The organism is Martinezella sp. CNPSo 3959 (assembly GCF_057784355.1).
Map to the genome: position 1 here is coordinate 151,016 of NZ_JBXSOV010000012.1, position 24,103 is coordinate 175,118.

23 protein-coding genes and 1 pseudogene are annotated in these 24,103 nt (G+C 59.5%); 13 read left to right on the forward strand and 11 right to left on the reverse strand.

Features of this window, described 5'->3' with window-relative positions; genetic code table 11:
* Positions 1-9: 9 nt before the first annotated feature.
* From AC13RE_RS22390 to AC13RE_RS22405, 4 genes are all read right to left on the reverse strand, one after another.
* On the reverse strand, positions 10-1,635 hold the full coding sequence (locus AC13RE_RS22390) for a saccharopine dehydrogenase family protein (RefSeq protein WP_488564562.1): 1,626 nt from the start codon (positions 1,633-1,635) through the stop codon (positions 10-12).
* Positions 1,632-2,051: a thiol-disulfide oxidoreductase DCC family protein gene (locus AC13RE_RS22395; protein ID WP_488564563.1), complete on the reverse strand. Its 420-nt coding sequence runs from the start codon at positions 2,049-2,051 to the stop codon at positions 1,632-1,634. The genes AC13RE_RS22390 and AC13RE_RS22395 overlap by 4 nt, the downstream gene beginning before the upstream one ends.
* 231 nt (positions 2,052-2,282) lie before the next feature.
* Positions 2,283-2,537 carry a GCG_CRPN prefix-to-repeats domain-containing protein gene (locus tag AC13RE_RS22400; RefSeq protein ID WP_015343363.1) on the reverse strand — a complete coding sequence of 85 codons (255 nt, stop codon included), beginning with the start codon at positions 2,535-2,537 and terminating at the stop codon, positions 2,283-2,285.
* Between the two features lie 175 nt (positions 2,538-2,712).
* On the reverse strand, positions 2,713-3,579 hold the full coding sequence (locus AC13RE_RS22405) for a phosphatase PAP2 family protein (protein WP_488564564.1): 867 nt from the start codon (positions 3,577-3,579) through the stop codon (positions 2,713-2,715).
* A 439-nt stretch (positions 3,580-4,018) separates the two neighbouring features.
* Between AC13RE_RS22405 and AC13RE_RS22410 the strand changes: the two genes are divergently transcribed.
* The 4 genes from AC13RE_RS22410 to AC13RE_RS22425 all read left to right on the forward strand — a co-directional run bounded on the left by AC13RE_RS22410 (position 4,019) and on the right by AC13RE_RS22425 (position 7,946).
* A complete protein-coding gene (locus AC13RE_RS22410) occupies positions 4,019-4,972 on the forward strand; it encodes a GAF domain-containing protein (RefSeq protein WP_488564565.1) in 954 nt (317 codons plus the stop codon).
* A 154-nt stretch (positions 4,973-5,126) separates the two neighbouring features.
* Positions 5,127-6,635, forward strand: a complete 1,509-nt coding sequence (adh, locus tag AC13RE_RS22415; protein ID WP_132719410.1) for an aldehyde dehydrogenase — start codon at positions 5,127-5,129, stop codon at positions 6,633-6,635.
* Between the two features lie 80 nt (positions 6,636-6,715).
* The gene (locus AC13RE_RS22420) at positions 6,716-7,102 is read left to right on the forward strand and encodes a DUF779 domain-containing protein (protein ID WP_488564584.1); all 387 of its coding nucleotides are present in this window, start codon (positions 6,716-6,718) and stop codon (positions 7,100-7,102) included.
* A 259-nt stretch (positions 7,103-7,361) separates the two neighbouring features.
* Positions 7,362-7,946, forward strand: a complete 585-nt coding sequence (locus tag AC13RE_RS22425; protein WP_488564566.1) for a hypothetical protein — start codon at positions 7,362-7,364, stop codon at positions 7,944-7,946.
* Here AC13RE_RS22425 and AC13RE_RS22430 read toward each other — a convergent pair.
* Positions 7,922-8,560, reverse strand: a complete 639-nt coding sequence (locus AC13RE_RS22430; protein ID WP_488564567.1) for a TetR/AcrR family transcriptional regulator — start codon at positions 8,558-8,560, stop codon at positions 7,922-7,924. The genes AC13RE_RS22425 and AC13RE_RS22430 overlap by 25 nt on opposite strands.
* 61 nt (positions 8,561-8,621) lie before the next feature.
* On the opposite strand from AC13RE_RS22430, the gene AC13RE_RS22435 reads away from it, so the two are divergent.
* From AC13RE_RS22435 to AC13RE_RS22450, 4 genes are all read left to right on the forward strand, one after another.
* Positions 8,622-9,539 (forward strand): alpha/beta hydrolase family protein, encoded by a 918-nt coding sequence (locus AC13RE_RS22435; protein WP_488564568.1) that lies wholly within the window; start codon positions 8,622-8,624, stop codon positions 9,537-9,539.
* Positions 9,540-9,703: 164 nt separating this feature from the next.
* Positions 9,704-10,009 carry a zinc ribbon domain-containing protein YjdM gene (locus AC13RE_RS22440; RefSeq protein ID WP_488564569.1) on the forward strand — a complete coding sequence of 102 codons (306 nt, stop codon included), beginning with the start codon at positions 9,704-9,706 and terminating at the stop codon, positions 10,007-10,009.
* Between the two features lie 181 nt (positions 10,010-10,190).
* Complete coding sequence (locus tag AC13RE_RS22445; RefSeq protein ID WP_488564570.1) at positions 10,191-11,198, forward strand: aldo/keto reductase; 1,008 nt, start codon at positions 10,191-10,193, stop codon at positions 11,196-11,198.
* 294 nt (positions 11,199-11,492) lie between these two features.
* Complete coding sequence (locus AC13RE_RS22450) at positions 11,493-12,518, forward strand: acyltransferase family protein (RefSeq protein WP_488564571.1); 1,026 nt, start codon at positions 11,493-11,495, stop codon at positions 12,516-12,518.
* A gap of 44 nt (positions 12,519-12,562) precedes the next feature.
* Here the strand turns inward: AC13RE_RS22450 and katG are convergent, their stop codons facing one another.
* Positions 12,563-14,761 carry a catalase/peroxidase HPI gene (gene katG, locus AC13RE_RS22455; RefSeq protein ID WP_132719425.1) on the reverse strand — a complete coding sequence of 733 codons (2,199 nt, stop codon included), beginning with the start codon at positions 14,759-14,761 and terminating at the stop codon, positions 12,563-12,565.
* 341 nt (positions 14,762-15,102) lie between these two features.
* On the opposite strand from katG, the gene AC13RE_RS22460 reads away from it, so the two are divergent.
* From AC13RE_RS22460 to AC13RE_RS22475, 4 genes and pseudogenes are all read left to right on the forward strand, one after another.
* A complete protein-coding gene (locus AC13RE_RS22460; RefSeq protein ID WP_488483877.1) occupies positions 15,103-16,077 on the forward strand; it encodes a LysR substrate-binding domain-containing protein in 975 nt (324 codons plus the stop codon).
* Between the two features lie 152 nt (positions 16,078-16,229).
* Positions 16,230-16,781, forward strand: coding sequence for a glycine zipper 2TM domain-containing protein (locus tag AC13RE_RS22465; RefSeq protein WP_132719428.1), 552 nt, complete (start codon positions 16,230-16,232; stop codon positions 16,779-16,781).
* A gap of 527 nt (positions 16,782-17,308) precedes the next feature.
* The gene (locus tag AC13RE_RS22470; protein WP_165915269.1) at positions 17,309-17,485 is read left to right on the forward strand and encodes a hypothetical protein; all 177 of its coding nucleotides are present in this window, start codon (positions 17,309-17,311) and stop codon (positions 17,483-17,485) included.
* Between the two features lie 44 nt (positions 17,486-17,529).
* A pseudogene (locus AC13RE_RS22475) lies at positions 17,530-17,655 on the forward strand (DUF1402 family protein); the annotation flags it as partial.
* A gap of 104 nt (positions 17,656-17,759) precedes the next feature.
* Here AC13RE_RS22475 and AC13RE_RS22480 read toward each other — a convergent pair.
* From AC13RE_RS22480 to AC13RE_RS22500, 5 genes are all read right to left on the reverse strand, one after another.
* Positions 17,760-18,941, reverse strand: a complete 1,182-nt coding sequence (locus AC13RE_RS22480) for a M20 aminoacylase family protein (protein WP_488564572.1) — start codon at positions 18,939-18,941, stop codon at positions 17,760-17,762.
* A gap of 76 nt (positions 18,942-19,017) precedes the next feature.
* Positions 19,018-19,809: an amino acid ABC transporter ATP-binding protein gene (locus tag AC13RE_RS22485; protein WP_488564573.1), complete on the reverse strand. Its 792-nt coding sequence runs from the start codon at positions 19,807-19,809 to the stop codon at positions 19,018-19,020.
* Positions 19,806-20,750 carry an amino acid ABC transporter permease gene (locus AC13RE_RS22490; protein ID WP_488564574.1) on the reverse strand — a complete coding sequence of 315 codons (945 nt, stop codon included), beginning with the start codon at positions 20,748-20,750 and terminating at the stop codon, positions 19,806-19,808. The genes AC13RE_RS22485 and AC13RE_RS22490 overlap by 4 nt, the downstream gene beginning before the upstream one ends.
* Positions 20,747-21,637, reverse strand: coding sequence for an ABC transporter substrate-binding protein (locus tag AC13RE_RS22495; RefSeq protein WP_488564575.1), 891 nt, complete (start codon positions 21,635-21,637; stop codon positions 20,747-20,749). Before AC13RE_RS22495 ends, AC13RE_RS22490 begins: the two co-directional genes overlap by 4 nt.
* A gap of 46 nt (positions 21,638-21,683) precedes the next feature.
* Positions 21,684-22,661 (reverse strand): substrate-binding domain-containing protein, encoded by a 978-nt coding sequence (locus AC13RE_RS22500; RefSeq protein ID WP_488564576.1) that lies wholly within the window; start codon positions 22,659-22,661, stop codon positions 21,684-21,686.
* A 101-nt stretch (positions 22,662-22,762) separates the two neighbouring features.
* Here AC13RE_RS22500 and AC13RE_RS22505 point away from each other — a divergent pair, with 101 nt between their 5' ends.
* Positions 22,763-24,091 carry an aminotransferase-like domain-containing protein gene (locus AC13RE_RS22505; protein ID WP_488564577.1) on the forward strand — a complete coding sequence of 443 codons (1,329 nt, stop codon included), beginning with the start codon at positions 22,763-22,765 and terminating at the stop codon, positions 24,089-24,091.
* Positions 24,092-24,103: the final 12 nt, after the last annotated feature.

Here is a 24,103-nt window from a genome sequence, read left to right on the forward strand (position 1 = left end):
CTTGCATTATCAATCAATCCGCCTCAGCCAGCCTCGATAATGAACGACGGGGCCGATGAGCGGCAGGGCAATCGGAACATCGAAGTGGAAGCGGTCGTCCTCCGCCCATTCATGAGCGACGCTTTGGGGCGCCAGAAAGAGCGGTAGTGGAATGCGCAGGAACGACCAGTGCCGCATCTCCATGCTGAGACCGTTGCCACGGATGGGAAGATCGAATGCAAATCGGAAGGGGCCGAAGCGTTCGACGAGGCGGCCATTCTCTTTGCTCAAATGGCTGAGGAAGCGCCGGCCGGAAAAATCCCGGGTCCATTCTTCGATGCCGTTGTTTTCCTCGAAGGACACATGCACCGCGTGCTTTCCGGCTGCGGGAAAGCCGAATATTTTTGCGACCAGCCGGGCAAGGGGCGAGCGCCCGCGGGTGACGACAGCCTCTCCTTTGGCGCCGCCGTCGCCGAAGACATGGTGCATCGCACGTACCGGCTCGGAAAGATGCGCGAAAGCAGGACCCATGACACGCTGATAGAGCGGCGTATAGGGTGCTTCCGTCGTTTCCTCGGTGATTGCCAGATCGCGAAACAAGCTCCGGAAATCCTCAAGCGACAGGAGCCGGCCGGCGTGACGGGCGCCGGGCGAAAGGCGGCCGCCGCGCAAGGCACGCGCCAGCAATTGCGCGGGAAGCGTTGGAATTTCCACGCCGTCGCCATTTTCGGCAATCAGGGTCCAGCGGCGAGCCTTCATGGCGCCGTGCTTCATGCCCTTGATCTCGATCGTCACAGCCGAGCGCGCCGTGCCGAGCTTCGCTGTCAGACCCTGCAGCGGCAGCAGGAAGCGGCTGATCTTCCTGAGCGATGTCAGCCAACCCCAGGCAACCGGCCAGGACAGCAGCCAGAGTGCCAAAGTCTGAAAGACGAATTCCGGCCCCGCCCGGAAGATGACACTGGGCCGCTCGGCAAAGCTTTCGACCAGCAGGTCGTGATCCGGCACGTCGGCCAGTGCCACCAACCGGTGCAGAGGGCGGCGGCCGGCAATGGCATAAATTTCGCGCTTCAGCATGTGCCAGCCCATCGCGTCTTGCCAGCGTCGGCCGCGCCAGAGCCGCACCGGCCTGCCGACATAACTCAGGATCGCCGATGCGACCGAGGCGCCTGCGGTCGCGCGGTTGGAGGCGCTGATCGACATTTCTATCGAACGAACCTCCTCCATGTCCTTTGCAAGGTCCGCCGCCACAGCGCCGGAGAGCGCCGGCACGCTCGATGCACCCGAGATGATGGTGACGCCGGCAGCCTTTGCCCGTTCATCGAGGCAGCTGATCGCGCCGACGAAATAGCGCGCGTCGGCGAGATCGATGTAATGGATGCCGGCCTCTATGCAGGCTCGCGGAACTCTGTCATCGCTTTGCTGGAAGGGACCAGCCGCGTCGATCAGCAGAAAGGGCCTGTGCTCGCTGAGGATCGCGGAGATATCGCCATTTCGATCGGCTTGCAGGGCAATTGCATGGGGTAGTCGAGCGGCGAGCGCTTTCGCGGCTTCGAGATTGCGTCCGGCGACCAGCACCTCGAAACCGTCGCTGGCAAGGCGCCGCGACAGTCGCGCGCCGAACTCGCCATAACCGCCGAGAACGAGGATTCTTTTCAAAGGATGCGGCTCGCCTGCTCTGGCGTCGGCAGCCAGCACGTTTCCCGTTTGCCGAAGATGCGGTAGCGATTGCGGGCAAGCCAGAGGTAGATCGGATCGCGCAGCATGCGAGGTACGATGCGCAGCACGGAGATCGCCTTCCAGGGCCAGCCGAGGCCGGCATAAATGGCCAGTACCGCGTCGCTGTCGCGCAGTACCTTTGCGCCGTCGACGATGATGAGGCTGTCGGGATCGGCGGGATCCATGCCGCAGCGGCGATAGAGCGCGATACCGGTTTCATTCTGCATGGAGGCAAGACGAAAACGGCCGAGGCGATCATGACGCAGCACGAACTGAGCGTTAGCGGTACACAGGACGCACATGGCGTCAAAGACGATGATCGGCCCTTGATGGTCGCTGATGGTGCTTTTGTTCATGCTGGCGGCGTCTTTTTCCGTAAACCGGTCTCGCCACAGCTTTGACCAGTTGAATTGCCGCCGTCAATTGCACGTTTCTGTGGGCTGCCATGTCAAACCGGCAAACGACCGGGAGCTTTGCATCACAGGGCTAGATTGCGGAAGGATCGAAAAAAGCAGGCCGATCGATCTGTCGGTTGGCATGCGGCCCGATCTGCTAAGACCGGGCCGCGCACATCGCGGAAGAGTAGCTTAGCGATAACGCCAGCCACCATGCCACCACTCGCGATGCACCCAATAGCGGTGTCCATCCCAATAACCACGGCCGGGATAGAAGATACCATAGGCCGGAACCGCTGGCACGACGACCACGGGCCGTCCATCCGGGCGGCAGTAGCCGTAGGGGTTGCGATGCCAGCCCATGCCGCATCCGTCGCGAGCCTCGGCTGGCGAGATGGCCGCAAAGCAGGCGGTCGCGGCAAAGGCCAGCAAAATGATCTTTTTCATCATGTCCTCATTCGTCCTTGAAGAGCTTCAAGCTGTTATCCCTTCAGCACTTAAACGGCTGCGAGCGGCAAATCCGTCGCCGCGTCTTGATAATTTTGCATTCGGAGGAGAAGGGACGGGCACTTGCTGCCTACGAGCCGGCAAACAATGCGGAAGCACTGTGTCTGCCGGTGGATCAGGATCGAATTTCAAGGCTCCGAGATGCCAGGCGAGCCTGCGCTGGACACGATTTTGCAGCAGGAACCGCTTTCTTGCCAATGATGGGCGCACGCCGGATCAAAGCGCGCAGTACGGCGAGAATTGCCCTGTATCGCTCCCCAGGACACAAGCGGCCATTGGAGTCATAGGCAAACAGAAGACGGCGCCGAGCAAATGCGTGTGCCAGCCAAAAGGCGAAGGCGATGCCGACGCCCCAGCCCATCAGCGTGTCGCTTGCCCAATGCGCGCCGACCCATTGGCGCGACAGGCAGATCAGGATGCCGAGTGGCATGAAGACGGGGCGAAGGCGGGGAAAGACGAGCGCCAGCGACATCGCCATGGCGCCGGCCGTTGCCGAATGTCCGGAAGGAAAGGAGGCGAAGTCGGCGTGGAAGGCAAAGGGCCGGAAAGAGAAGGCGCCGTTCGTATCCAGGAGTTCCGGCCTGGCACGACCGACAATGTTCTTGGCGAGCGAATCGACAATGCCGCCGCCGGCGACCGCCAGGAAGATGAAGGCAGCGGCCGTGGCGATGAGATCAGCACCCGTTCGCATGGATTTCCGCAGTTTGTGCGCAGGCGCGAGGATCGCAAAAATCAGCAGCGCTCCGCTGAATGAGAGCACCAGAAGCCCGGTGCCGAGGCTGCTGATCCACCTCGCCGTCCCTCGCAACTGCGCGGGAAAAGACTTCATCCAGATACCCAAGGGATAATCGGCCGTCCACATGACGAGCAATGACAGCGCGAGGAAAATGGCGATGATAACGATCGGGCGCTCGAGAAAAGCACGATTTGCAGGGGGCTTGATGGTCGGGGTGTTGAAGAAGCAGCGAAGACCGCCAGCCATTCGTCTGCGACCGGTGTCGGCGCAACGCTCCAGCATTTCTTTTATGGGCTCTCGGCCTCGCTGCGATGCCTGCATAAAGCCGACTTTCCATTACTGTCGAGACAGCCGCTCGTGGAGCTGGGCTTACTAATCGCCTTCCGCTCCGTTTTCCTTTGGAAAAAGCTGCTACAGCAACACGCTGACAGTCGCCTGAAAGGTAGCGGTTGGTGGGTCAGATCTCGATTGTGTGGGCGCGAAACCAAAATTCAAGGCGTCGGCCAGGCGGCGTCGATTGTTGGATTGTGCAGTCATGGGCTGAAGAGACGGTGGTGCCGAAAAAGGCTGTACCGTCAGCAAGGTAGTCGTTGAATTTCGCTATCCGGGACGCAAGTCGCCGGGAGGATTGCTTCAATGGCCATTTTTAGCGACAATTGGGTTAGCGTTCGGTGGGAGGAGCCAGATGCACGACTATTCCGCACATGCGGATCAGGTTTACGCGTCGGCGCAATCGGCGGCGGCGAGTTCTTCGGTTGTTGCCTCCTGGCGACGGTGCATGGTCATGCATCGCCTTGCGCCGGAGGAGAAGCGTCTGCCGATGCGCTTGACCAGCCAGGAATTTCAAACGGCGCTGGAGCGATCGGAACGGCTGGTTGCCGAATCTGCCATTGAGTTGGATCGCCTGTTTCTCGCGGTCGGCAAGGCCGGCTGTTGCCTGCTGCTGACTGATCGCAACGGTATCGCGTTGGAACGCCGCGGTGCTGCCGGCGACGATAAGGAGTTCCACGATCTCGGCCTATGGACCGGTTCCGTCTGGACGGAGGCAAGTATCGGTACCAATGGCATCGGGACGGCGCTTGCCGACGAGCGGGCCGTTGCGATCTTCCGCGACCAGCACTTTTTCTGCTCCAATATCAATCTCAGCTGCACCACGGCGCCGATCCGCGATCATCGCGGCCAGCTTGCCGGGGCGCTCGACATTTCCAGCTGCCGCGACGATGTGAGCGACGGGACACTGGCGATCCTGTCGCAGACCGTGCGCGATGCGGCAGTGCGCATCGAGCTCAATCTTTTCCGCAGCGCCTTTGCCGGTGCCCGCTTCATCATGGTGCCGACGGATATCGCATCCACGTCGGCGCTGCTGGCGGTCGACCGTAACGACCTCGTGCTCGGTGCGACCCGCGCGGCCCGCCTTGCATTGAAGCTCGACGATCATCGCATTGCTGCGGGCATTCCGGCCTCCGATGTTCTTCGCGAGCAGCAAGGGGCCGCGGGCGAGGATCTGATTGAGGCAGAGCGCGCCGCCTTGCTCAGGGCTCTTTCACGCGCCAATGGCAATGTCTCCCAGGCAGCGGCGGCGCTCGGCATGAGCCGCTCGACGCTGCATCGGAAGATGAACCGGCTCAATCTGCACTGAAGCACCGTCAACGCGCATTCGATCCGGCGGATGTCGCAGAGTTGCGACACTGTGCGCTGCAGCATGGCAAGCCACCTCTATCGCTGGCCGCGATGTGCTCGCAGACTTCTCCCATCGGTTCGCTCATCGAACCTGCCGACCAAGGGAGGATGGCATGCTGCATCAAAAGATCGTGGAATCTCCGTTCAAGCTGAAATATGGCAACTATATTGGTGGCCAATGGCGCGAGCCGATCGCTGGCAAGTATTTCGACAATCTCACGCCGATCACCGGCGGCAAGATCTGCGAGATACCGCGCTCGGACGAGAAGGATATCAACGCCGCGCTCGATGCCGCCCATGCGGCAAAGGACAAATGGGGGCGGACGTCGACCACCGAGCGCTCCAATATCCTGATGAAGATCGCCCAGCGCATGGAAGACAAGCTGGAAGTGCTGGCGCAGGCCGAAAGCTGGGACAATGGCAAGCCGATCCGCGAGACCATGGCGGCCGATATTCCGCTCGCCATCGACCACTTCCGTTACTTCGCCTCCTGCATTCGCGCCCAGGAAGGCTCGATCGGGGAGATCGACCACGACACTGTCGCCTATCACTTCCATGAGCCGCTCGGCGTCGTCGGCCAGATCATTCCCTGGAATTTTCCGATCCTGATGGCGGCCTGGAAGCTTGCGCCGGCGCTTGCCGCCGGCAATTGCGTCGTCATCAAGCCGGCCGAACAGACACCGGCTTCGCTTTTGGTCTGGGCTGAGCTGGTTGGCGATCTCCTGCCGCCCGGTGTGCTCAACATCGTCAACGGCTTCGGTCTGGAGGCCGGCAAGCCGCTGGCAACCAGCCCGCGCATCGCCAAGATCGCCTTTACCGGCGAGACGACGACAGGCCGGCTGATCATGCAATATGCCAGCCAGAACCTCATCCCCGTTACCCTTGAACTTGGCGGCAAGTCGCCGAACATCTTCTTTGCCGATGTCGCGGCCGAAGACGACGATTTCTTCGACAAGGCGCTCGAAGGCTTTGCAATGTTCGCGCTTAACCAAGGCGAAGTCTGTACATGCCCCAGCCGAGCGCTCATCCAGGAATCGGTCTACGACCGCTTCATGGAGAGGGCAGTCAAGCGCGTGGAAGCCATCAAGCAGGGCAATCCGCTGGATGCCGCAACCATGATCGGCGCCCAGGCATCGAGCGAGCAGATGGAGAAGATCCTCTCCTATCTCGATATCGGCAAACAGGAAGGCGCCGAAGTGCTGACGGGCGGCGTGCGCGCCGATCTCGGCGGCGAGCTGTCGAGCGGCTACTACATCAAGCCGACCATCTTCAAGGGGCATAACAAGATGCGGGTCTTCCAGGAGGAAATCTTCGGCCCGGTCGTATCGGTCACCACCTTCAAGGACGAGAAGGAAGCACTCGAAATCGCCAACGATACGCTCTATGGCCTCGGCGCCGGCGTGTGGACCCGCGACGGCAATCGCGCCTATCGCTTCGGCCGGGAGATCCAGGCTGGTCGCGTCTGGACGAATTGCTATCACGCCTATCCGGCGCACGCCGCTTTCGGCGGCTACAAGCAATCGGGCATCGGTCGTGAGACGCACAAGATGATGCTCGATCATTACCAGCAGACCAAGAACATGCTGGTCAGCTACAGCCCGAAGGCGCTCGGTTTCTTCTGAGTTCTCCCAACCAAGCGAGCAAGGCTCCCGGCTGCGGCCGGGAGCCTTCCAGCATTTTCAGGGGGTGATGGAGGATCATGATGGACGACAGTGGATCGGAGCCGCGGGTGCTGGCGACCGACAAGGCGCTCGAGCTTATCCGCGAGATACAGCAGGACCATCCCGATATCCTGTTTCATCAGTCGGGTGGCTGCTGCGACGGCTCTTCGCCGATGTGCTATCCGGCAGGCGAATTCATGATCGGCGACAATGACGTCAAGCTCGGCGAGATCGGTGGCGTGCCCGTCTATATCAGCGGCAGCCAGTTCGAGGCTTGGAAGCACACACAGCTCATCATCGACGTCGTGCCGGGGCGCGGCGGCATGTTCTCGCTCGATAATGGGCGGGAGAAGCGATTTCTGACGCGGTCGCGCCTGTTCGGCGGTGGCGAAGCCTGCTCAGTGCCATTCTTGGCCGCGAGCGTCTGAAGTATCATTGATCCTATCGATACGGCAGCGCCGGCATCCGGAAATCGTCGCACGGCCAGTTTCGTGATGGCCGTCGCGTCGATAATAACTCTTATGGCGGCATACAACTTATAGAGAATGTTTTGTGGTGAGGCATATCCTGGGTTATTTAAACCTTAACTAACTTCCGGTAGTAATTGAACAATCGACTATCGCATGAGGCATAGAGCTTTGCGTCGGGCTTCCATGAGGGAGAGGTTGTGGCGCTTGAGGATAAGCGATGACATCGATTTCAAATGTGTCTTCGGCTGCTTTGGCCATTCTCCAGCAATTGAATAAGAGCACGACAATATCGGAGCAGCCTCCATCCGCCGCCGATAGCCTCATTGCGGTGGCGACCGGCCAAGTGAATAACGTGACCGTTTCCAAGCAGCCCACTCAGGCCCAGACGAAAGTTTCGGAAGCCATGTTCAGCATGAGCAAGGACAGCATCGCCAAGCAGAAGCTTGATCTTATCGAGCGGACAGGCCGGGCTCTTGGGGTCGAACGAAGCGACTATCCCTCCATGGACGAGTTTGTTGCAGCGATGAAAAAGGTCTATGGCGAGATCAAGGTGCAGCCTGGTGGCATGGGAGTGCTTCATGCGCTTGAAAAACAGCTCGGCCTCGACAAACTTGGGCTGACGATCGAAGACGTTATCGAGAGCGCTCAAGATGGCGACAGCAACGACAAGGTCACGAAAGCCCTCGAAAGACGGGCGAAGAAAGAAAAAGAAAAGGACGATGAGAGCGGAACCGGAGCGGATCAAGCTATCCAGATCGATGCGGCTGCTGCCAATCTCTACGGCCTGCTTTCGTTCAACTGACCCGGTGTGTCAGTCGCGGAATCGAGTTCTGGCGGTGCCGTCAGACGACTTTTGACGAGATCGGCTGCAGCATCCGCTGCAGTTTCCAAGTAGCTCGGATCGCGATGAAGCAGCACCACGGCAAATGAACCGTCGAGGAGCAGCATGATCTGGCGCGCGAGCGGCAGGGCATCATTGCCGGCTCCGGCTTCCATGAAGGTTGAAGCAAGCCAATCCTCGACGCGCTTCTTGTGGGCGCGGGCAGCCACCAGAGCCGGATGGCCGGGAAGGTTGATGAGCTCGACCGAGGTGCGCAGGAACCCGCAGCCCTTCCATTTGGCGCTACGCGCCGATTGTGCCAGATGACGAAAAATGCCGGCAACCTTCTGGGCTGTATCGCCTTTCGTTTCCTCGAACCAGCGTTTGAAGAGGACGAGGTTCGGCTCGTCGCGCGCCTGCAGATAGGCGGCGATCAGGTCGTCCTTGCTGCGGAAATGATAGTAGAGGGTACGCTTGGTGATGCCTGCCTTTTCGGCAATGGCATCGACACTGATCGCGCGGATCCCATCGCGATGGAAAAGTTTTCCAGCCGCCTGAAGAATGCGTTCGCGCGTCGGCTGCGAGCTGTCTTTCATGACTCAATGTATACCGGGTAGTGAATATACACAATGCGGCGGTGGCCTCATCCTCCGTCCCATGAACGAGCAACACATTCCATCATCCTCGGGGCCGCGCAGCACGCAGATTTCCTTTTCATGTGCCGACGGCGTCGTTCTCGGCGGTCATCTCTGGCTGGCGGAGACGGCTAAGCCCGAAGGCAGCGTGGTCATCAACCCGGCCACGGGCGTGCTTGCGCGCTACTATCACCGCTACGCGCAATTTCTGGCTCGGCATGGGTTCGATGTCCTGACCTATGATTATCGCGGTATCGGGCTATCGCGGCCGCAACGGCTGCGTGGATCCCGCTATCGCTGGCGGGATTGGGGTGAGCGGGATTTCGATGCCGCACTTCAATGGATGGCTGGCCATCGTCGCAGCGACCCGTTGATGGTGGTCGGCCATAGCGTCGGCGGTTTCCTGCCGGGACTGGCCGAACATGCTCCCATGATGGACAGGATGCTGACAGTCGGCGCCCAATATGCCTGGTGGGGCGATTACATGCCGCACCGCCGCGCCGCCCTGTGTTTCAAATGGCATGTCGCCATGCCCGCAATCACTGCGCTCTATGGCTATTTTCCCGGTCGCCGGCTTGGCTGGCTGGAGGATCTGCCGAAGGGCGTAGCAAATGAGTGGAGCTTTCGTGGCCCCCGGTTCGAGCGCAGCCATCCAGCGGCAGAGAGGGAGGATGCTCTTCGGCGAATGGCCGCGGTCCGGGCGCCGATCCTCGCGATTGCGGTTTCGGATGATGAACTCGGCACGGTGCCGGCGGTTCGCCGCACGCTGAACTATTATACGGGTGCGCAATCCATCCTGGTGCATCTGCATCCTATTGACCTTGGCCGCGACAGGATCGGTCATTTCGGCCTGTTTCACGATAGCTACAAGGAGAGCTTCTGGGTCGACACGCTGTCGTGGCTTCGCGAGGGCCGCAATCCCTGGTCGGTCTCGGCGTGAAACCGGAAGGTTAGGCCCGCCTCAGGGCTGTCGCTTTGCGCGGCTGCCGGTATTGCATAGGCTGATCGTCTCGGATAGACGCCCTTTTGGGATCATGATTGAGATGGAAGCCAGGTATTTGTCGGCTCCGGAATATTTGAAAAAAACGTGAAGTGGAGTTTGGAATGACCGGCCAAAATGACGAATATGTCTATGACGAAGTGACCGGCGAGTGGCGGCCCGCCGCAGAGATGGCTGCCGCAGCTGCCGCAACAGGCCTCATCGTACGTGATGCAAGCGGCAACGTGCTTGCCGACGGCGACTCGGTTACCCTCATCAAGGATCTGAAAGTAAAAGGCGCCAACCAGACCTTGAAGCAGGGCACGGTTATCAAGTCCATTCGACTGACCGACAATCCTGAAGAAGTCGATTGCCGTTACGACGGGATCAAGGGTTTGGTTCTCCGCACCGAGTTCATACGCAAGCGTTAGACTATAGTGCGGGACGAATTGTTCCTCCCGTGCCACGCGGTTGCAAAATTGAACGATATCGCGCCGATTATCCGGATTCCCGAATTGTAAAATTGTAAATTGGTGCTTATCTCCCTTGCTTGATGCACTTACATAATATCGAAAGTTATGTACCGGCTGCAGGCCGGCTGGGGGATTATGCATGCATCTCGAAGACTATGCCGCACTCGGCCGCTCGGAGTTGCGCGTCAGTCCGCTTGCGCTTGGAACCATGACTTTCGATACGGGGGGCGCCTGGCCATCCCGTGAAAACCAGCCTGCTGCAGTTCTGGCGCGCTATCTCGAACTCGGTGGCAACTACCTCGATACCGGCAATGGAGCGGTCAAAGCGGGCGGCCAGACGGTTGTCGGCACCTATATCGCTCAGAACTCGATCAGACGTGGCGACCTTGTCATTGCTGGCAAATTCAATGTCGAGTGGGATGGTGAAACACCTGGCCGCAAGGCTGTGATAGCCGGTTTCGAACAGGCCCTTCGACGGCTGCGCACCGATTATCTCGACCTCTATTGGCTTGATAATTGGGACATCCAGGCGCCCCTGGAAGACATACTGGCGGCGCTCTACGATCTCGTTCAGTCCGGAAAATTGCGTTACTTCGGCATTTCCGATGCCCCTGCCTGGAAGGTGGCGCATGCGCACCTCCTGGCGCAATCCAACGGCTGGGCTCGGTTCATCGGTCTGCAGATCGAATATTCGCTTGCAGCAAGGCTGTTTGAAAACGAACTCATTCCGCTGGCAACAGGATTGGGGCTTGGCGTCGTCTCGCATTCGCCCTTGAGTGGCGGTCTCATCAGCGGCAAATATAAGCCTGCCAATAATGCGGGCATGAGACGGGGGCATGCGGCGCAATTGGCGCAAAGGCCCGACGAGCAGGATCTTGAAATCGTGGACGCCTTATTCCGCGTCGCCGACGAGCTCGGTACGACGACCGCGCGCGTCGCTCTTGCCTGGGCAATGGGACGCCTTGGCGTATCTTCGACGATTATCGGCGTTCATACGCTGGAACAACTCAATGAGGATATCGGCGCACTCGACGTCCAGCTCTCGCCCGAGCAGACGGCGACGCTGGATGCGCTTACGATTCCCAATCCCGTCATGACCCTGCCGCTGCCGTTGCACAACGCCGCTCCCCTGTGCTGTGTCGATTGAGCTGCAGCCTGCAAGCGATGCGTTGCGCCGGTGTCCGATGCTTCCAATTGCGCTCGCAAGCATGGCACCGAAGCAAGAGGACGATTCGATGTGCGGAGGAATTACCGCTAGAAGCGTTGCCGATTGCCACACGATCATTGTTCAATTTCACGAGTGCATGTTTGAGACGTAATCGTAATGAAATCGCATTACTTCAAATGTTGGCGCTGTGCTTACTTTCGATAGTACTTAAAGTAATTTCATTAATATTGACGCCTTACGGTAGCGGTTCGATAGCGCAGCCGATGGTTACCGATGTCAGAAGCAGGAAGACCGACCCATATTCCGGCCCTTGATGGATGGCGTGGACTCGCCGTCTTTCTGGTATTGATGGGCCATTTCGGCGGCGACAAGTACCTGCCCGGTCTTGGATCCGCCGGTGTGGATCTATTTTTCGTGCTCTCCGGACGCCTTATGGCCGAGATCCTTTTCGTCAGGGAGATGCCTTTGGGCACTTTCTTCCTTCGGCGTTTCAGCCGCGTCTATCCAACTTTGTTTATATTTGTTTTGGTGAATACGGCGATCTTCTCGTCAACGTCGCTTGTGCCCGACCTTGCGGCTGTCCTCGCCGCGCTTTCTTTCACGTTGAACTACTTCATAATTACCAGTCACACCTTCGTCTCGATATTCGATCACATTTGGTCATTATGCGTCGAAGAGCACAGCTACCTCCTGCTTGGGCTGCTAGCCTTTTCATTGCGTGATGCCGGTAACAGGTTCGTGGGATTTTCCCTCTTGTTGCTTGGTCTTACCGCACTTGCCACCGGCATTTTGCAATATGATGTTTACGGACAAAATCCATTTATCGTCTTTTGGTCGAGCCAGGTGGCGGCAGCGCCAATTTTGATCTCAGCCGCGTTGTTCCTGCTGATGGGACAGCGAAGCCGCGAATTACCCCTGGAATGGCTGGTACCTTTGATATTTTTCTGCGGCTTGGCTGCGCGCTTGTTCGCCGATGTCGCCTGGCTATTTTTCGGCGTTAAAACCCTGTTGCTGGCGATCAGCGTGTGTTCGATCGAGAGCGCTGCGCGCTTTTCCAGGATTTTATTTGAAGGCTCCGTTATCCGGCAACTTGGGCGGATGTCGTTCTCAATATATCTATGGCAGCAGCCGTTTTACGTGCTGGCTCGGCAAGGTCGCTTGGCCGAACTGCCTGCGCTGGTCATAGCCATATGCCTCGGGTTGCTTAGCTACTATCTGATCGAGCAGCCCGCACGCACGGGATTGAATGCCTGGTTCGAAAGAAGCAAACGGCAAAATGCCGTTTCTGAAGGCGGTTGAAAAAAGGGCGCGATCACCTTTGATCGCGCCCGATATTTTCAGCATCAAGCGATGTCGAAGCGGTCGGCGTTCATGACCTTGGTCCATGCCGCAACGAAGTCCTGCACGAACTTCTTCTCGGCATCTGACTGGCCGTAGACTTCGGCGATCGCGCGCAGCTGCGAGTTGGAGCCGAAAACGAGATCGACGCGCGTCGCGGTCCACTTCACGTCGCCGGTTGTGCGGTCGCGGCCTTCGAAGACGTCCTTGGCATCCGAAACCGCCTTCCACTCCGTGCCCATGTCGAGCAGGTTCACGAAGAAGTCGTTGGTCAGGGTTTCCGGACGCTTAGTGAAGACGCCGTGTTGGCTCTGGCCGACATTGGCATTCAGCACACGCAGGCCGCCGATGAGGGCGGTCATTTCGGGTGCCGTCAGCGTCAGAAGCTGTGCCTTGTCGATCAGCAGCTCTTCCGAAGAGACCGTGTAGGCCTGCCGCTGATAGTTGCGGAAGCCGTCGACGATCGGCTCGAGAACGGCGAAGGCCTCGACATCGGTCTGCTCCTGCGTCGCATCGGTGCGGCCCGGAGCGAAGGGTACGACCACGTCATGGCCGGCCTTCTTCGCAGCCTGTTCGATAGCGACCGAGCCGCCGAGAACGATCAGATCGGCAATCGATACCGTCTTGCCGCCGGTCTGGGCATCGTTGAACTTCTTCTGGATGCCTTCGAGCGTTGCCAGAACGGAAGCGAGCTGTGCCGGCTGGTTAGCCTCCCAGTCCTTCTGTGGAGCAAGACGGATGCGAGCGCCGTTTGCACCGCCGCGCTTGTCTGAGCCGCGGAAGGTCGAAGCCGAGGCCCAGGCGGTCGAAACCAGCTGCGGGATGGTGAGACCCGATGCAGCAATCTCGGCCTTGAGGGCGGCGACATCGCTTGGCTCGATCGATGCGGGGCCGGCAGCCGGGATCGGATCCTGCCAGATGAGCTCTTCGCTCGGCACTTCCGGACCGAGATAGCGCACGCGCGGGCCCATATCGCGATGGGTCAGCTTGAACCATGCGCGGGCAAAGGCATCGGCGAACTCATCCGGATTTTCGAAAAAGCGGCGGGAAATCTTCTCATAAGCCGGATCGAAGCGCAGGGCGAGGTCGGTGGTCAGCATGGCAGGAGCGTGACGCTTGGACTTGTCGTGCGCGTCCGGGATAGAGCCGGCGCCGGCGCCATGCTTCGGCACCCACTGATGCGCGCCCGCCGGGCTCTTCGTCAGTTCCCATTCATAGCCGAACAGGTTCCAGAAGAAGTTGTTGCTCCACTTGGTCGGCGTCGAGGTCCAGGTGACTTCGAGACCGCTGCCGATCGTGTCGCCGCCCTTGCCAGTGCCGAAGCTGCTCTTCCAGCCGAGGCCCTGTTCTTCGATGCCGGCTGCTTCCGGCTCGGGGCCGACATGGGCTGCGTCGCCGGCACCATGCGTCTTGCCGAAGGTGTGGCCGCCGGCAATGAGGGCGACAGTTTCTTCGTCGTTCATTGCCATGCGGGCGAAGGTTTCGCGGATGTCGCGAGCGGCTGCAAGCGGATCCGGATTGCCGTTTGGTCCCTCAGGATTGACGTAGATGAGACCCATCTGCACGGCTGCGAGCGGGTTTTCCAGATCGCGATCGCCGCTGTAGCGCTTGTCGCCGAGCCAGGTGTCTTCCGCGCCCCAGTAAATGTCTTCTTCCGGCTCCCAGACATCTTCGCGACCGCCGCCGAAGCCGAAGGTCTTGAAGCCCATGGATTCCAGCGCGACATTACCGGTCAGGACCAGCAGGTCGGCCCAGGAGATGCTGTTGCCGTATTTTTGCTTGATCGGCCAAAGGAGACGGCGAGCCTTGTCGAGGTTGACGTTATCCGGCCAGCTGTTGAGCGGAGCGAAGCGCTGCGTGCCGGAGGAGGCGCCGCCGCGGCCGTCGCCCGTGCGGTAGGTGCCGGCGCTATGCCAGGCCATGCGGATGAAGAGCGGACCGTAGTGACCGAAGTCGGCCGGCCACCAGTCCTGCGAATCCGTCATAAGGGCGGTGAGGTCCTTCTTCAGGGCCTCCAGATCGAGCTTCTTGAACTCTTCGGCATAGTTGAATGCCTTGCCCATCGGGCTGGACAGCGCGGAGTTCTGATGAAGGATCTTGAGGTTCAGCTGATTCGGCCACCAGTCCCGGTTCGAACGTGCGGAAACGCTCGTGTTTCCATGCGGAAACGGACATTTGCCGGCAGTCTCGACTTTTGTATCCATGATACTCTCCCTTACGATGATTTGATTTGTGACGACCGGAGTAGGAGCTTTGCCAGCCCGCCGGGAAATGGCCCGGTTCCAAAACTGGTATGGCAGCGACATGTCAGACGCATGAATCTCTCGTCATTCTGGCCTCGCGTGAAACGGAGACGTGGAAGCAGGCAAAGCTTGGGTCCCCTGCCTTCCGACCGGTCCGTGCATCGATGAACTGAACGCAGTCAATGCTCTCAATATGAGCTTCGTATGACAGGCGGCCGCATCTCATCTTTGCTGCGGCACTATAGCCAAGGCTTTCCATTAATTTAAGTTGGATTTCCTGATTGGCGCGATAAGATGGGCTTATGGCAAACTTCACGCTCAAACAGCTTCGCTATTTCGAAGCGCTGGCTCGGCTCGGCCACTTCGGACGTGCCGCCGATCTATGCTCGATCTCTCAGCCCGCCTTGTCGATGCAGATCAAGGAGCTGGAGGAGCAGCTCGGCACGAACCTCTTCGAAAGAAGCGCGAGACAGGTCCGGCTGACCAATTTCGGGGAGGCCTTCGCGATCCGCGTCCGCGACATCCTGCGCTCCGTCGACGAGCTGGGAGATCTTGCTCGTGCGTCGCGCGATCAGCCGGTGGGCCGGTTGCGCATCGGCATCATCCCCACGGTCGCGCCCTATCTGCTGCCGAGCATCATCGGCAATCTCTCCCGCATCTATGACGGTCTGGATATCCATGTGCGCGAGACTTTGACGTCGAAGCTGGTCGAAGAGCTGGAGGAGGGGAGGCTGGATACGGCGATCGTTGCTCTGCCGGTCTCCGAGACATCTTTGACGGAAGTGCCGCTGTTTGCGGAAAACTTCGTGTTGGTGCGACCGAGCGAGGACGAGGGCAAGCCGGTGCCCAACCGCGAGGCGCTTCGCGAAATGCGGCTGCTGTTGTTGGAAGAGGGGCATTGTTTCCGCGATCAAGCTCTTTCCTTCTGCAACATCCATTCAGCCTTGCCGCGCGAACTGATGGACGGCAGCTCGCTGTCGACGCTGGTGCAGATGGTCAGCGCCGGCATCGGCGTCACTTTGATACCGGAGATGGCTGTGGCGGTGGAAACCCGCTCGGCCTCGGTGTCGACGGTGCGCTTCCAAAGCCCGCAGCCGTCGCGCACCATCGGCATGATCTGGCGCAGGACGAGCCCTCTCGCCAAGCAGCTCCTGCAGATTTCCGAAGTGGTACGCGAGGCGGCCGACGCCATGCGCGAACAACATGATTCGATCGGACGCGCGCAGGATCTGGAGTTTGATGGGCGAGAGCGGGCGACCCATAGGGGAATAGCGTAACCCCTTGGCATGGGGTCGTGCGCGCGGATGGAAGCTGACGCAATCCCTCATATCGGGACGGATAGATCCTGTTAACCGTGTTTCCTTACGAAAATTTATGGATAACAAGTCATGTTTCAGGAGATCTGACTTCTCCTTGAAAGGCATGTGCAATGTTGCATTCCGAAACTTCCGGCTCCTCTTTTCGTAAAACTTGTCTGCGCCTGACATTGCTTGCTCCCATCGCGGCTATGGCGATGCTGCCCGTCGCTAGCCATGCCCAGGAACAGACACTGCTTAACGGCCAGAATATTGGTACAGTGGGTGGCGCTGTCGCCGGAGGTCTCGTCGGCAACAAGCTCGGCGGTAAGAAGCACAAGACACTCGGGACGATCGCCGGCGTCGTCGGCGGTGCGGTTGCTGGCAGAATGGTCGGCAACATGGTCGACAACCGGAATTCGCAATATGGTCAACCGATGCAACAGGCAATGCCGATCCAAGCTGATCAAGGGATTGATCCGCAAGCTACGGGCAGCATTGCCAACGACGGCACCCCTGGCTTGTTAACTGGTCGGAACATCGGCGCCGTCGGCGGTGCCATTGCAGGCGGCATCGCCGGCAATAAGCTTTCCGGCAAGAAACACAAGACCTCCGGAACAATTGCCGGCGCTGTGGGCGGCGGCCTGCTCGGTGGGGTCGTTGGCAACATGGTCGGCGGTCAGTAAAACGTCATCGCCACGCGCCGATGACGGCCAGGGGCGCTACAGAGACATCGTCGAGTAACCTTCGGCGTTTCGCTGGATTGCTTGAAAGCACGAGTGCCGAAATGGGTGGGCGAGGGGCGAGGCCCTCGTCCCGCCCAACGTCGCGTGATCTTGATATTCTGACCGATGCGCCTGATCGGCTGAAAATATCGTTCCGAACACCGAAAGGTCACGTTCGGTTACGCTGGAGGCAGGGTTTTGGATGGCCGCGCCAATGCGGACGGCGATCTGCTTTCAAGATCACCTTTGACGGATTGTCCGGTGGCGACCGTCGCACGAATCCACAAAATCGCAAGCGATCAATCCCACCACTATTGAAGGCTGTCTCTGGATATCCACACCCGCGTTCTCATCTGTCACCAATCTTTCCACAGAAGGTGATATTTCAAACGATTGAAAATATTTTAATCGTTTAAATAGTTTAATGCCTTGATTTACAAAGAAACTCCTCCATGTCATGCCAGTAACGCATGGCAATGGAGGTCGTGATGCAAGAGTTTGAAAACGTAAGAAATGAAATTCCTACGTATGTGATTGATCGCCTCGAGAATGAATGGCGGGTAATGCAGACTCAGAATGTGCAGCTGGAATCCGGGCTGGGGACTGAAACGCCTGCAAATACAGCGCCTGCAACGGGCGATAGTCTCGGATCCTTCGACAAGTAGTATTTATAAAGGCAGGAATCGCACCACGCCGCGGGTCTAGAGCAATTCCGCTTTCTTCGAATCGCGAAAACGCTCTATCTTTTTGTTTTTACGCCGTTCCGGACGCAAAACCGCTTCGCACTTTTGCTGGAACTGCTCTAGCGGCGCTATTGAAAGCATCGCATTCCGCTTTTTTCCATGACATCTCGAAAACGGATCAGCCCCGGCTTGTTGCCAGGGCTGCTGTTTATCGTGGCGTTGCCAGCTCCGCCTTGCGATCCAGATAGGAACCGGTTCAGGCGTCGAGATAACGCTCGGTCAGACGTGCCCACATAGCGGCGCCGACGGTGAGGCTTTCATCGGCGAAATCATACTTGGCGCTGTGGAGGATGGGCGAGTTCACGCCGTTGCCGAGGCGCAGGAAGCTGCCGGGCTTATGCTCCAGGTAATGCGAGAAATCCTCGCTGCCGGGGATAAGGCCGCAGGTGGTGACCTTCTCAGCGCCGACAAGTTCCTCGGCGACCATCCGCGCGAATTCCGTTTCCTTCTCCGAGTTGACGACGACCGGATGGCCATAGACGTAGTCGATCTCGACACTTGCGCCATAACCTTCTGCAATGGACGCCGTCAGCTTGCGGATGCGCGCCTCAAGCAGTTCGCGCACCTTCGGATCGAAGGAGCGAACCGTGAGCAGCATCTTCGCACTTTCGGGAATGACGTTCGATACTTCGCCGGCATGGATGGCGCCAACCGTCACGACTGCTGTCTGCGTCGGGTCGACGCTGCGGGCAACGATCGTCTGCAGACTGACGACGAGGTTGCAGGCGACGACGACGGGATCGACGGTCAGATGGGGACGCGAGGCATGGCCGCCTTTGCCTACGATGGTAATCTCAACTGTGTCGGCGGCCGCCATCAGCGGGCCGGAGCGCAGCAGCCAGGTGCCTTCCGCAGCACCCGGATGATTGTGCAGCCCGTAAATGACGTCGAAGGGAAAGCGTTCGAACAGGCCATCCTTGATCATCGCGGGAGCGCCGCTGACAGCGCCCGCCTCCTCAGCCGGTTGGAAGATCAGGTTCACGGTGCCGCTGAAGCGGCGGGTGCGGGCGAGATATTCGGCGGCTCCCAGCAATATGGTGGTGTGGCCGTCGTGGCCGCAGGCATGCATCTTGCCCGGCGTCTTGCTGGCATAGGGCTTGCCAGTCTGCTCGATGATCGGCAGGGCGTCCATGTCGGCGCGGATCGCGATGCTCTTCTTGCCAGCTCCAACAGTCATGCGCGCAACGACGCCGTGGCCGCCGACATTACGGGTAACCTCGTAACCCCAGGCTTCCAGCTTTTCAGCGACGAAGCGCGCGGTTTCAGCTTCTTCGAAAGAAAGTTCGGGATTGGCGTGCAGATGCTGGCGGATGCCGGCCAGCTCGGCCTTCATCGGCTCGAAATCCGAGAGGCGGGCGAAATCGTTGTCGAGGGTCATGGCTATTCCAATGGTTCGCTTTGAGCCGCCTTTCGCCATAGAGCGTGCGGGCATCACTGATGATATGTATATCGCGCTAGATGAAGCGCGACAGGAAGCTTCTGGTGCGGGGATGCTGCGGATTGCCGATCACATCCTCCGGTTTGCCCTGTTCGACGATCTTGCCGCCATCCATGAAGACGACACGGTCGGCTGCCTCACGGGCAAAGCCGATCTCGTGGGTGACGACGATCATCGTGAGGCCTTGTTTGGCAAGGTCGCGCATGGTGGCAAGCACTTCGCCGACCAATTCCGGATCGAGCGCCGAGGTCGGTTCGTCGAAGAGCATCAGCTTCGGCTTGATCGCCAGCGCTCTCGCAATCGCCACGCGCTGCTGCTGCCCACCGGAGAGTTGCCGGGGGTAGTTGTGAGCCTTGGCCGACAAGCCAACGCGGTCGAGCAGAGCCAGCGCATTTTCTGTTGCCTGCTTGCGGCTTTCGCCATGAATGCCGATCGGCGCCTCGATGACATTCTGCAGCGCTGTCATATGCGGATAGAGGTTGAACTGCTGGAACACCATGCCGATCTTGCGCCGCTGCAGCGCGATCGCATGGTTTGACAATTTGACCAGCCGGCCCTTGTTCAACCGATATCCGATCTGTTCGCCATCCACTTCGATCGAACCGCGATTGATCGATTCCAGATGGTTGATGCAGCGCAGGAAAGTGGACTTGCCGGAACCGGAGGGGCCGAGGATGACGACCACTTCGCCGGGCGTCACGTCGAGATCGATGCCCTTCAGCACTTCGAGATGTTCGAAGGACTTGTGCACGTTGCGCGCCTGCACCAGGGGGCTGATGTTGACGACTGAGTTCATGGGAGCGGTCATTCGCCTGCCTCCTGTGCCGGCACGAGCGCTGGCGTGCTCTCCGTTACCGCCTTGGCCCCACCGGAGCGGCGATCGGCGCGGCTGTAATAGCGCTCGATATAGCTCTGGCCGATGTTCAGCACCGAAGTAATCAGCAGATACCAGATGACGGCGACCAGCAGCATCGGGATGACTTCGAAGGTGCGGTTATAAATCGACTGCACGGAATAAAGCAGATCGGCCATGGCGATGACGCTGACGAGCGAGGTTGCCTTGATCATACTGATCAACTGATTGCCGGTTGGCGGCACGATGGAGCGCATGGCCTGCGGGATGATGATGCGGCGCAGAGCCCGGCTTCTCGTCATGCCGAAGGCTTCGGCGGTCTCGAACTGGCCTCTATCGACCGAAAGCAGGCCGCCACGGATGATTTCGGCCATGTAGGCGGCTTCGTTGAGCGCCAGGCCGGCGATCGCCGCCGTCATCGGGCTGATGACAGAATTGGTATCCCAGCTGACGAAGGTCGGGCCGAAGGGAATGCCGATCGACAGCGTCGGGAAGAGCGTCGAAAGATTGTACCAGAAGATCAGCTGCACGAGCAGCGGCGTGCCGCGGAAGAACCAGATGAACAGCGAGGCGAGCGTGCTTGCCAGCGTGTCCTTCGACATGCGGGCGATCGCCAGCAGCAGGCCGAAGACGATGCCGAGCGCCATGGCGACGACGGTCAGGCCGAGCGAGACATAGAGGCCACTGATGACGACGGGATCGAAGAAATATTGGGCGACGACATGCCAGCCGAAGTTTTCATTGTGGGCGACCGACCAGGCCCAATAGGCCGCGATCGCAAGGGTAACGATCCAAGCTGCCACACGACCCTTTGGGAACGGTGTGTGGGCATTTGCCACATCCCGCTCCGCCGCATCGCCTGAGGGCGATGCGATATTTCCGGCGTTCCTACTCATTTCGGCAATGTCCCGCCAAGATTGATACCGGGTTCCTTGATCATGTTGTTCTCAAGACCCCATTTCTTCATGATGGCGGCATAGGTGCCATTGTCCATGAGAAGTTTGACGGCATCCTTCAAAATTGGGCCGAGCGGCGAGCCTTTCGGCACGACAGCGCCCTGATAGAGATCCTCGAAACCGTTCTTCTGGCCGACGCCCGTCAGTTCGAGCTGGCCGTTCGCCTGCGAGACGAAATAGGTGAGCGGCGCCTGTGAGGAGAAGAAGGCGTCGGAGCGCTTGGAGCGGACGGCGAGGATCGAGCTCGGCTGGTCTGTGAAGGACTGGACCTCGATTGCACCCTTGCCGTCTGTCTTGCACTTCTCGGCTTGCACCTGGATGACCTTCTCGGCCGAGCCGCCGGCCATGACGGCAATGCGCTGGCCGCAGGCACTGTCGAGCGAGGTGATGCCCTTCGGGTTGCCCTTCTGGACGGCGAAGACGACGAATTCCTGTACCCAGTCGACGAAATCATTGGCCTCCTCGCGGCTCTTGAAATCGCCGATCGGGCCGAAGGCAAACTGGTAGCGGCCGGAATTGATGCCCGCGAGGATGGCCGGTAGGCCACTGACGCTTTCATGCTCGATCTTCACGCCGAGCAACTCGCCGATCGCGTCGGTCAGATCGGCGCTGGCGCCCGTCAGCTTGGTGCCGGTGACGATTTCATAGGGAGGGAAAGAGCCGTTGTTGACGGAGATCATCTTGCCTGATGTGCGGATGGCTTCCGGCAGCTTGGCCTGCAGATCCTTGTTGACCGAAAGTTTCGGCAGGCTCGCATCCTCGGCGAAGGCGGCGCTCGACATCATCAGGCTTGCCAGGGCGACGTAGGTCATTTTCTTCAGCGACATGTTCATTCCCCTTTTTGCTTTGTGTCTCTGATTTTTGAGGCGGTGGTCAGACAGCGCTCGTCCGGCTGCCGTCGACATCGAACGGGAAGAGTTCCTCCGGCGTCATCAGCCGCGGCAGGATGCCCTGCACATGCAGCTCTCCGGCGAAATCGGCGATCATCTTGCGGTTGGCGGCAAGGCCGCTCGCATCCCACCCTTCCGGCAGCTCGGCCGCCGATTTCAACAGCTCATCGAGCATAAAGGGCGTGGTGTCGGCATATTTGCGCCGCTTGCTCAGCCAGACACGCTGCGATTCATCGATGAGCGCGCTCAGTTCGGCCATGACCCAGGGATGCTCGGCGACAAACTCCGCCTTGAAACCAATCAGGTGCATACCCGGTACATAACCCACATCGGCAAAATAGCGATGCTCGGCGGCGCGGAAATCCGGCAGCAGCTGGCGGAAGCCGGAGTTGCCGGCGAAATAGCCGTCCGGCATGAAGGGCGTGAAGATCGCGTCGAGCTGGCCTTCCTTCAGCAGCTCCACCATCGGCCTTTCACCGGGTGCGGCCTCGATCCGGCCGGGACGGCCGAAGCCGTCCAGGCGGTCGGTGATCGGATGCGCTTCTGTGAGGCGACCGGCATACCACATCGCATCCTCGACACCGATGCCCTCACGGTGCAGTGCGGCCCGTGTCCAGGTATTGCCGGAGTCGCGCCAGCCGGTGACGCCGATACGCTTGCCGGCCAATTGGGCGAAGCTCGTGATCGAGCTGTCCTTGGTGGTGATGACGCAGCGGTGGCGGAAGCCGCGCATGATGAAATTCGGTATGCCGACCACGCTGTCGTCGCCGTCGATGCGCAACTGCGTGTAGCGGCTGAAGGACGTTTCGGCGGCATCATAGGCGTCGCTCCTGCCGACATGGGAGACGAGCGTGCCGACCCGATCCACCTTGATGTCGAGCTTGGGGGAGGAGACATCGCCCAAGACCAGAGGGGTCATGTAGTCCCAGTCACGAAGGGCAAGGCGGAGAGTAAGGGGCATGAAATTCACTCGCAGGAAAACTTGTTTTCTCAACGAGTAAATGTTCAATATAAGTCGATCAAATGTTATTACGTTATTGAACATTAAAAAATGGTGCGAAAATGAGCGAAGAGCGGGATGCAAAATGGTTTGCCTCAAAGTTGAGCGATCGGACCATCCGCGGCATCGCACTTGAAACGAGCGCGCTCATTCGCGCCGGCGCCCTGCCTGTTGGTACCAAGCTGCCGCCGATCCGCGACCTTGCCTTTGTCCTTGGCGTGAGCCCGGCAACCTTGTCGGAAGCATGGAGCGAACTCAGACGTCAGAAGATCATCAGCGGACGCGGCAGGAATGGTACATGGGTCAGCGGCGACCGCTTCGTCGCCAAGCCGGCGCGGCTGGCAAGTGTCGGCGATTACGGTTCCGACGCGCTCAATCTGACGGCAGCCGTTCCCGATGTGCAGCTGCTGCCAAAGCTGGAGGCGGCGATGGCCTACGGCGCCTCGGCGGAAAATCTCAACAGCTATGAACGCAGCCGGATCCTGCCGGAGCTGGAGGAGCAGGTCAGGAAGACATGGCCTTACGAGCCGGAGGCGTTTCTGGCGACCAATGGCGGCTATAATGCCGTCTACACCCTGATCAACGCCCTCGTCATGCCGGGTGCAGCCGTTGCGATCGAAGATCCGACGGGCATGCGGCTTCTCGATATTCTCGAGGATCGGGGCGCCCGCATCATTCCGGTGAAATGCGACGAGGAGGGGCCGCTGCCGGCCTCGCTGGAGGAAGCGCTAAAATATCGCCCGGTCGCGTTCATCTTCCAGCCGCGCATCCATTCCGTCACCGGCCAGAGCGTGAGCCCGGCGCGCATGGCAAGCCTCGCGGAGATCCTTCGCGACAAGGATACGCTGATCGTCGAGGACGATGGCATTGCCGATATCTCGACGGCACCACGTCATTCGATGGGACATCTCTTTCCGGATCGGGTCATCCATATTCTGTCTTACTCGAAAACGCACGGGCCGGATCTCCGCCTCGCCGTCTTGTCGAGCTCGCGGGCGATCATCGACCAGATCCAATCCTATCGCAGCTTCAGTTCCGGCTGGACTAGCCGTATTCTGCAGGCGGCGGCTGCCTGGCTGCTGCGCGATCCAGCAACGGCATCGTGCCTCGATCATGCCCGCAGGACCTATCGGGAACGCCGCGCAGGGCTCATCGATGCGCTTGGCGAGCGCGGCGTCGATGCGTGGCATGGAGAGGGATTATGTGCCTGGGTGCCGGTCTCGTCGGAGCCCTTCGCAATGGTGACGCTAGCTGCCCGAGGTATTGCCGTGCATCCCGGTGCAAAATTCTCGATCCTGCCCAGCAGCCATTTGCGTGTCGCCACGGCCAATCTTTCGGAGCGGTGCGACGAGGTTGCCGATGCCATCGCACTTGCCGCCGTCCACACGTGATGTCCGGAAACA